Origin of the sequence: Photobacterium sp. BZF1 (genome assembly GCF_014349205.1) — a bacterium.
Classification (GTDB): domain Bacteria; phylum Pseudomonadota; class Gammaproteobacteria; order Enterobacterales; family Vibrionaceae; genus Photobacterium.
Map to the genome: position 1 here is coordinate 22,173 of NZ_JACSOF010000070.1, position 10,090 is coordinate 32,262.

Sequence of the window (10,090 nt, forward strand, 5' to 3'; positions counted from 1 at the left end):
TAATTTACAAGTTCTGTGAGTGTAACAATTAAAATCCTAATGCACTATAATTTAATTATTATAAATGTTTTAACGATTAATAATAGTAACACGCAACATCTCATCACCCCTTTGATCATAACGTTGTGTTGTCGACAAAGAACTATGGCCTAGCACCTTACTAACTGATAACAAGTCATGGTTTTGGCTAAGTAGATTCGTTGCTAAAGAATGACGAAAATCATGTGGTGAAAAAACCTTATTGAAACCATTCATAATTACCCAACGGCATAAGTCATTGATTGTCTGCGTTGTTAGTACTTTACCTGTTAATGATTTCGATTTGGAAATGCCACAAAACAATGGCTCGGTTACACACCGACTTTGGCGTAATGATAACCATTCCTCAAGTTTACGCATCATTGCACCTTTCGCATCAAAATATATTTTCCTCTCCTTGTTACCTTTACCAATGATTCTTAAAGAGTTATCAATGAGATTCACGTCCCCTATTGTCAATGACACCAGTTCAGAACGGCGTAATCCGCAATCATATAGAACAGAAAAAATTGCTTGATCACGGACCCTTCTAATTGGATTTGGATGCTTACCAGCAACAGCCAATATCGTATCTAATTCATCAAAAGTAATATATCGCCCAGATGTCGCCCTTGAACCACGAGGAAGTTTTATTGCTTTTATTCGTTGTAATCGTTCAACAGTAAGATTTTCGGCAAGCCAATGATGCTCAGCTACACCTAATATCATTCGGAACAAGTTATCAGCGGTAGCAGGACTGAAATTTTTTAATTTTTCATTATTAACAACCACCCCATTGTTTAAGTACTCATTCATTGCAGACTTTACAACTGGCGCGGACAAAAAGGCACTCCAATCAAAGCGTTGCAAACAAGAAGTAATGCAAAAGCTACTAAAGCTCTCGAGCGCTTGTAACGAGTTTGCGGACAGTTGATGTTTATCTAACTTAAATTGAGAATTGATAGGTTGCTCCTGCATCCACCCGTATTCAAGTGGCTGAGATTGTTTTAGATTGTTTTTAGTTAACCCTGAAAACAAGGCGTTAAATTCACATTCCGTGAGTTGACCATCATCTACAAAATCAGAAGCGATAGCATTAATTGAATCAATTATTGGAGTCAGATGCGATTGCTTGAAGAGCTCATCAGCAGGATCAGGCGTTGAACCACAAAGGTAGTGTTTCTGCTGTGTTTTATAAGTTAAAAATCCCGCTAACGCACGCTTGCTCAGTTCAGGATCTTTACACAACATGAGCCAATCCACTCTTAAGGACGAATGTCCGATTAAAAACCGACAAAATCTTTCAATCATATAACGAGCATTCGCTCTACCACCTGTTGAATTTGTCGAAGCAAGAGAGCTGATATAGCTTATTGCTGGATTTGTTACGGCGTCACGTAATCGACGTTCAACCTGCACACTTAGTACACTTTCCCTGGATACAGTACCTATTTGATAATCATTCCTGATTTGGCTCATCTTTTACTTATTCTTAATTATTGTCTGCTATAACAGGTATTATATAAGATAATAATCTTCAATTAAAATAAAACCAGTTACGCTGTAACTGGTTTATAAAAATTTTTACTTCAGTAACGCACGTCTTCTCACTGTACCAAATGCGATCAGACCAAAACCAAAGATCGCAATAGTAGAAGGTTCAGGTATTTCAATGCCTGGATCATCCTCCGCGAAATCGCATCGATTCCATCGTGCATCTGACATTAGCACTTGGTTACTGATGAACTGCGAACAGCCTTGTGCATTTTGACCTGCATTGATAACCGTACGATTGTCTTCATCAAATCCAGGGTCAAATACAGACGGGGCATTAGATAAGAGTTGATTCCGATTTGGGTTAAAGTCAGTTAAGTCCCACAAAGCAACACCACCTAAAATGGTATTACTTAGTTCAAACAATGTGTTTGTCCCCTTGTAGGCATCCATGAAAAATATAGCGCCAAGTTCGTCGATCACATCCGTCGAATTATTTGTACCATCACCAAGCATTACAGAGGAGTTTGAAAAGTCAAACCCTGTACCATCAGCCATTCTGATAATCGCGAAAACATCGTTAGTAGTTTGAAGTATCCAATCTGTATTATTGATATTAAAAGAACTACCATCTACATCAATATCAATAACAGCAATTCCATCATTGTTGGTGTCAATAGCATCCAAGTCTAAAATCGTTGGCGCTCCAGAATCCTTGATATTGTTATTTGTAAGGAAGTTGTTGGCATAGTTTTCATCTAATACCAATTCAGTACCTAGAGATACTATGCTGTCACGGGCATCTTCTAGCTCATCAGTTAATGACGTTGGATCAAACCCTGCGTTAATGCCGTAGCCAGTGTTCAGATTTTCTGGGTTATCAGGATCAGCAGCACTGATATCAAAAAAACTGTTTGTACTTGAAACATTTATACAATCAGATACTGAAGCCCGGTTACATTGGATACCAATATTACTATCAGCATGTACGTCAGAGTTAGAAGTACCAAACTCAGCAAATTCACCCGTTAAGGCCACATTACCACTAAAATCTCGCCCTTCAAAAAGTGGCCTTGCACCTGGCAATGTTGGTCCACCGGGCAACGTATCAGGAACACCTACAGTATCATTTGGTGCGTCAGGATCATTATCGTCCCACCTATTTCCACTTGGAGCAGCATTGGCTCCATCGTTTGGCACATAATCTCCGGTAAGATCTGGCTTACTTGTAAAACTTTGAAAGACCTGCTGCGGAGAATTCTGCCCTGAAGAGACGACCTCCTGATCAGCTCCTATTTCAACATTTGACATGTTGAATGATTCAAAATTGTCTCCGTTCGTACCATCACCAGTAGCGATTACAAGGTATTTGCTAATCTCCGTCGTGGTGAAAGGTACAGCATGAGACTGGAAAGAGATGAGCGATGCTCCTAAAAAGGCTGCTGAATAAAGCAATGTACTCTTAGTGCTAAAAATAGATTTATTCATCATCTACCTAACTTTGTTTTTGTTATCTATTGTCAACAGTTAAGCAATAACCATACCAGCACATAATATCAATAACTTAGGTCAAATATATTCAACAACTGTAAAATAACCCGACACTTTTGTAGTTATTTCTTATGTGATACATCTTTTACCAAACAAAAGTTATAATGCATTAACCAAACCCTAACATTAATGATGAGGCTCACATGAAGTTGAAACTCATAAAAGCAGAATAAAAAATTCATGAAAGCTATTTATATGGTTTTATAATCTACCCAAACATAATAATCAGAATGTTACTCGAATTGTTTTTTATTTGTATCTATCACTGCTAACGAAGTCATGAATCGTGATTTCACTTTAAATCAGATCATGACAGTTTTAAGTGTCAATATTTTTTACATCCATTTCAGTTAGCGTCCAAAAGCAATGTTAAAGAATCGATAGTGAGTGGATAGATTCACCATAAATAACATATGGCTATCTGACCGATATACTAAGACGACTATTTTTCAAGTACTTAACTACTAATTTGAACAACTCTTCAAAATAGCTATGGAAGAAAATCAATACAAACAACAGCCGCTACTGATTATCTCAATTCCCCTCATCTCGGGTTTAACGATAACGCTAGAGGCAAGCTTTACTCAACTTACGCTGAATCATTGAGGTAAGTTTGCACTTTGATTCATGAGAACTAATATTTACATAAGTGTTACGTCAACCTATTGAATTGTAGATTGTGATTGCAGTTTTAAGTCACATTCACAATCAAGCACGAAATACTGAGGAATTGATAAATAATACTCAGGGATGGAGTAGAAAGAAGATGGAAACAATACTGTTTGGCCTGTATTTGAGCGCCACTACTTTCTTTTGCTGGAAAGCAATCTTCCTAGATGAAGAGAGCTACACGAGAGAAGGTGTGGATGAATGAGAAGTTTAGCACTGCTCCTAGCCCTGCCTATTTTAACATTTGCAGCCTTTAAACGGCTTTACCTCGCTTTATCGCTATGGGTATGGTCAGCCCTAGTTCCACCTCACATATGGGCTTACGGTGGTGTTGCTACTTCAATTCGATGGAATTTTGTTTTCGCCTTAATCACCATCTTTGGGTTCATCTTTAACAAAGAGAAGAAAAACCCTACAACATCAATCTTAATCATAGGTCTTCTATTTTTCATACATACAACTTTAACATCATTGGTAAATTATGGCGATGGTCCCTACGTCTGGCTCCGTTGGGACTGGTTTATGAGAGTATTTTTGCTATTTTTCTTCATTTGTCTAGTCATCAAACGAGAGTTACACTTTGAAGCTATTGCGTGGGCGGTTACTTTATCATTATCATTCAAGGCATTTATTGAAGGAGCGAAAGTTCTATCTTCCTTCGGAGGACATAACATTCATGGTTTGACACCAGGCTTTAATGATAACAATCTTGCGGCTCTCGGTTCACTAATGAGCATTCCTTTTGTACTTTATTTGGCTGATCAATATTCGAAAAATACACTTTTCAAATATGGACTTTACTCCCTTGCATTTTTCAATGTCTTATTTGTTTTAGGGACTGATTCTCGTGGTGGTTTCATTGGCCTGGTAGTCTTAGCTATCTTCTTTTTTATAAAAACAAAGCATAAATTCAAAGTTGGTACTTCTATTATGGCCATCGGTTTAATTGCCTTAAACCTGATGACTGATGATTGGTTTGAAAGAATGGATACTATTTCTGATGCAAATGAAGATGGATCTTTCATGAGTCGTGTGAAATCTTGGAAGTTAGCCATAATCATGGCAATAAATAGCCCTATTTTCGGTGGAGGTTTTGATTCAACATTTACAAATAAGATAACCGTAAGTTCACTTGTGCTTGATTGGGATTTAGTTAGCTTCATACCTAGTTCACCAATTAATATGGATGGGAGAGTTTACGTTGCTCATAGCATATATTTTCAAGTTTTAGCTGACCATGGTTTCCTAGGTATCATTTTATATTTGCTATTATTTTTTATTGCATATAAAACACTAAGTACAGTATATAAAAAATCACCTCTCGCTTGGCAAAGAAACCTAGCAGAAAAAATGAAACTCACAATCACTGTTTTTTTAGTGTCAGGTGCTGCTTTAAGCTCTGCTTATAATGATTTAATCTTCACTACACTAGCTTGTTCAGCAGCACTAGGAATTGCATTCAAAAGAACTTGTGACATAAGCGACAATAGTCAAACACAGGTAAGGCAGTTAAATGAGCAATCAAAATAAATTGATAACGGCTTATCTATGGAATATTTTTGGCAAATGGGGAACCCGTTTTATTGGGATTGGGAGTACATTAATATTAGTAAGACTAATTGAACCAGCTTCATTTGGACTAGTAGCAATAGCTGCACTCTGTATTGGATTCTTTGAAATCCTCCAAAACATTGGGGTAAACCGATATTTAATATCACAAACAGAACTAAACACATCAGAAATGAATTCAAGCTGGACGTTAAGCCTCCTTCTTAAGTTTCTTGTCAGTATAGCTATCTTTTTGACTTCACCTTTTATATCTGATTTTTTTGATAAGCCGCAATTAGAATTGATAATTAAGTTAATAGCAGTTAACAATATATTTTCAGGATTTAATAACATAGGACTAGTGCGTTATGAAAAAGAACTTAACTTCCGTAAAATCACATATCTAGGTTTGTTCACAAAAGTATTTTCAACATTAACAACTGTTTTGGTGGCATTTTTTCACCCCAACCATTGGGCACTTATAGCAGGAGGGGCAAGTGCTTTATGGGTAAATTTAATTGGTAGTTATATCATTTGCCCTTATCGTCCAAAGATTAATTTTAGATTTAACAAACAGCAATTTTCATTTTCATTCCTTATGATTATTAGAAGCATGATTGCTTACTCAAGGAATAAGTTTGACACTTTTATTGTTAGTAAAATTTTCAACATCGATTCAGTTGGAAAATATAAAATTGGTCAAGATTTTGCTGTTATGCCATTTTCGCAAATAATTTCACCGGCTGGTGCTGTCATGTTCCCTTCTATGGCACAATACAAAAATGATAAAGCTGTGCTTTTTGATAAAACATACAGATATTTAGCTTTAATCTACATGCTCATAATTCCTAGTGTTGTAGGTATTTGGTTTATTGCACCTCAATTTTGTACTGTGATTCTTGGTGAAAAATGGGCAGACACCGCTCCTATCATGGCCTCTCTATCTATTTTGATGATATCATATCCTGCGAATTCTATAACAACTAATTTATATGATTGTCTTGGAAAAACAAATATAAGTATATTCAATGATTTATTTGGTCTAATTTTACTAATTTCAATATCTGGATTAGTAGCATTCGATAATATTGAGCACTTTTCTGAATTACGAGGATACATTGCCATTACCTCATTTTTTTTCATAATATTCTTCGCAAAAATGACAATTAACCTTTCAATATTCAAAATGATTGAAGTTTTAACCCCTTCATTTTTATCAGCTTCTTTTATGTATTTTATTCTTTCAGAGGTTTATTTCAACGATAGTATTAGCTTATTAGGATTATTTTTTAACATTACGGTCGGAGCGAGTAGTTACGCAATATGCTTATTATTAGTGATCAATTTTTTCAAAACGTACTCAGACATTTGGAATTTTTGGAATAACAAAATTATTGATTACTCAAGCTCATTTAAGAGAAAGGTAGTAAATATCAATGATTAAAAAGTTACTAATATTTTCTATCTTTTTAAATCTTGCATTGATTGGAGGGGGAGTTTCAATATTTTCAATAGACGAACTCAGAGTTGTTTTGTACAAGAATTTAGTCTATAAAATAGGAACCCCTCAAGTATTCCTTGCAGGCGATTCATTAACAAGACGGAATTCTGATCTTGTATGGTTCGTAGGGAAATCAAACTTTAATGTTGTCAATAAAGCCGTTGATGGGCACACAATTCTTCAAGTTCATCGAAACATTCAGGATAGTATTCTTCCTAAAAATCCATGTCTCGTTGTGGTGATGGCCGGCACTAATCGTCAAGAAAATATTTCCATAGAAAGAAGCCTAGAAGTATATGAAGAAGTGATCAAAGAAATTAAATCTACTCATTCTGACATTATAGTTCTTGAAACACCTTTAACAAAAAGACAAAGATTAAATGAATACATCAATCAGCTGAATGCAAACTTAAAGGAAATTACTAAAAATAATAATGTTGAATTTTTTCCCACAAATACAATAATTTCAAAGTCAGGAGAGCTAAATAGCGATTATACCCAAGACGGTGTACATTTTAACAGCAATGGTTATAAAATACTCAATGATAGTCTTGTTCCATTTATCAAGAGTGCATACAAGGCAAAAAGATTTGAGTGTGAAAACATTTTTTAGGGATAATTATGTTTGGTACATATCGACTCATATTAGCATTTATGGTTGTTTTTTTGCACTTAGCTGGCTGGCCGGGCTTTGGCGAATACGCTGTATTCACGTTTTTTTGCCTAAGTGGTTATCTGATGACATATATCATGCAGACAAATTATGGCTACTCAACTAATGGTAGAAAAAAATATTTTATCAATCGATTGCTACGTATTTACCCTCTTTATCTTGGTGCGATGCTGTTCAGTGTACTCATCATTATTTTATTTAGTGAGTCCTATACGTCATCAATTATTTTCAATCTTAAATTCCCTGATAGCACTACAAATTTTTTTGAAAATATTTTCTTAATAATCACTAATCATAAAAATAATGCTTTAGTACCTCCAGCATGGGCTTTAACAGTTGAAATAATATATTACGCACTAATTGGATTAGGTTTATCAAAAAACAAAACCATAACATGGCTATGGTTTTGTTTTGGCTTTCTATATACAGTATTCATCCATATATACAAGCTTGATTGGTGGGATTACGGTTACTTTCACCCTCTTGCAGCGTCGTTACCGTTCTCAATTGGCGCGCTTATGTACCATTACAAGGAGCAAGTTTCTGCAAAAATAAAGCCATTTAGTAATCTTAAAACAGCATTTTCATTGTATATAATCATTCTCGCTAACTGGGTTATTGCTTATAAGCTAAATCTATTATATGGTTCTGGATTTTACTTCAATTCAATAATAAATGTTGTTTTGCTTGCTGTGCTTGCAAACATTGAAACGTCTAGCACACAGATTAAAATTATAGACAAACGACTAGGTGATTTAAGCTATCCAATATACTTAATGCATTGGTCGATAGCTGTAATAGTTATGTATGGTTTTGCACAAATTGGAATTAACCTTGAAAAACGTACCGAGTTATTTGCATTAGTTTCAATTCCATTCATGTTACTCTTTGGGCAAATACTAGTCAGTTTGTTACACAATCCAATAGAGTTATTAAGAAATAAAGTCAAAAACTTATGAGGAGTTAGTTTTGTTTAATCAACTTATAAAAAAAGCTAGCACTTTTTTGAATAGGAAACGTTTTGAAAAAGTAGCCCGAATGGTACGCAATACCTCGCCAGTATCACTACAATACAGCGATGACTTAGTCTTTGTATCGCAAGTTTATCATAATGCTATAGACATGAGCCTGCTAGCGCTAAAAAGCTTCGCTAAGCACATGCCATATGGTAGATTTGAACTGATAGATGATGGCTCTCTTACCCAGGAAGATTATGGCCTACTCAAAAAGCATCTAGTACATGTTGATATTATTCATATTAAAGACATTCACGTTGGTAAATGCCCTAATGGTGGGTGTTGGGAGCGTTTAATTCATATCATAAACTTATCTAAAAATGCTTATGTTGTTCAAGTCGATACGGATACACTAACACTTTCTCCAATGCCTGAAGTGTTTGACTTTATCTCTAAAAATACAGCATTTACTATCGGTAACCCAATGTGGCCGAAGCCAACCAGCGTTGACTACATGTCAACAGTGGCCAAGAACTGGAATGGAACCCACGTTCAAGTTAAAACTGAGGAACAATTAAGTGACATATCATCTGTTAACTTAAACCAGTATCTAAGAGGGTGTGCAGCATTTACAGGATTTCCAAAAGGTGTACTAAATTTTGATAGCCTAGAATCTCTTTCTCAAGAGCTTGAGGCTAAATTAGGAAGAAACAAGTGGCATGAGTGGGGCTCGGAGCAGGTATGCTCTAACATTATGATATCATGTTGTGACGAGGCTGAAATATTACCTTGGCCAAAGTATATGAATTTCGGATTTCCTAAAACTAAATTTAAGTTAGCACAAGACACACAAGGTATTGTCTCTGTTATGCATTTTATAGGAAGCAACAGATATGATAGAAGATTTTATGAGAAATTAGCAAACAAACATGTTTAAAATAGTTCGTAGCACCAAAGCCGAACTATAAACATAGACCGAGTGTTCAATCACTCGGTTTATAAAAATGATAAAAACACTTTAAATTAGAATAATTGAGTCATATAAATCAACAAGCAATCATGTAAATCGACATTATATCGTCTGCCAGATGAAAACTGCTTACTTTAATCTAATATATTATTAACAAATGTTGATATTTGATATTTATTACATATAGTCATTGGTTTTCTTAGCTTCTTTAAACTCTTACATTTTTCAACTAAGAGCTCTAAATCATCAAAGGGTTCATAGTAATAACCATTTACACCTTCTGTTATTGCTTCTTTTACACCCGTTTTGCAGTAACCTATAGACCCTAGGTTAAAATATGATGCTTCTAGGTAGACTAAACCAAAAGTTTCATCTGGTGATAATAACCAAAAGCAATCCGCACCTTTATAATATGGAACCAGTTCTTCTGTTGTTAACCTTCCAAGTAGTGTAATATTTTTTTCTAAACCCAACGACTTTATAGTATCTTCAAAATCTACTTTAAAGTCCCCATCCCCAGCAATAAACCAGTGATATTTTTTATTACTATCCTTTATGAGTTTATCATAAGTAACCAACATAGTTTTGAAACCTTTTCCTATTGTCAGCCGAGCAACAGTAAGTAAAATATTCGTATCTTCTGAATTTTTTAAATTAGCCTTACTTAAATTTTTTTTATCTTTAGTTTTTAGCGATTTATAATCTATCCC

The 10,090-nt window shown here is 35.0% G+C and carries 8 protein-coding genes; 5 read left to right on the plus strand and 3 right to left on the minus strand.

Going from position 1 to position 10,090, the window contains the following annotated elements:
• Window positions 1-69 precede the first annotated feature (69 nt).
• Both BIZ37_RS16425 and BIZ37_RS16430 read right to left on the minus strand, forming a co-directional pair.
• Window positions 70-1,497 carry a tyrosine-type recombinase/integrase gene (locus BIZ37_RS16425; protein WP_187462390.1) on the minus strand — a complete coding sequence of 476 codons (1,428 nt, stop codon included), beginning with the start codon at window positions 1,495-1,497 and terminating at the stop codon, window positions 70-72.
• Between the two features lie 105 nt (window positions 1,498-1,602).
• Complete coding sequence (locus BIZ37_RS16430; RefSeq protein ID WP_187462391.1) at window positions 1,603-3,003, minus strand: PEP-CTERM sorting domain-containing protein; 1,401 nt, start codon at window positions 3,001-3,003, stop codon at window positions 1,603-1,605.
• 930 nt (window positions 3,004-3,933) lie between these two features.
• Here BIZ37_RS16430 and BIZ37_RS16435 point away from each other — a divergent pair.
• From BIZ37_RS16435 to BIZ37_RS16455, 5 genes are read left to right on the plus strand one after another with little or no spacing between them, the layout of a single operon-like run.
• Window positions 3,934-5,262, plus strand: coding sequence for a putative O-glycosylation ligase, exosortase A system-associated (locus tag BIZ37_RS16435; protein WP_187462392.1), 1,329 nt, complete (start codon window positions 3,934-3,936; stop codon window positions 5,260-5,262).
• Window positions 5,246-6,724, plus strand: coding sequence for an oligosaccharide flippase family protein (locus tag BIZ37_RS16440; RefSeq protein ID WP_187462393.1), 1,479 nt, complete (start codon window positions 5,246-5,248; stop codon window positions 6,722-6,724). The genes BIZ37_RS16435 and BIZ37_RS16440 overlap by 17 nt, the downstream gene beginning before the upstream one ends.
• On the plus strand, window positions 6,717-7,394 hold the full coding sequence (locus tag BIZ37_RS16445) for a GDSL-type esterase/lipase family protein (RefSeq protein WP_187462394.1): 678 nt from the start codon (window positions 6,717-6,719) through the stop codon (window positions 7,392-7,394). Before BIZ37_RS16440 ends, BIZ37_RS16445 begins: the two co-directional genes overlap by 8 nt.
• A gap of 8 nt (window positions 7,395-7,402) precedes the next feature.
• Window positions 7,403-8,413, plus strand: coding sequence for an acyltransferase (locus BIZ37_RS16450; RefSeq protein ID WP_187462395.1), 1,011 nt, complete (start codon window positions 7,403-7,405; stop codon window positions 8,411-8,413).
• A 10-nt stretch (window positions 8,414-8,423) separates the two neighbouring features.
• Complete coding sequence (locus tag BIZ37_RS16455) at window positions 8,424-9,347, plus strand: hypothetical protein (protein ID WP_187462396.1); 924 nt, start codon at window positions 8,424-8,426, stop codon at window positions 9,345-9,347.
• A 167-nt stretch (window positions 9,348-9,514) separates the two neighbouring features.
• On the opposite strand, the gene BIZ37_RS16460 is transcribed toward BIZ37_RS16455, so the two are convergent.
• Window positions 9,515-10,090: glycosyltransferase (locus BIZ37_RS16460; RefSeq protein ID WP_187462397.1), on the minus strand; the 576-nt coding region annotated here is incomplete at its 5' end.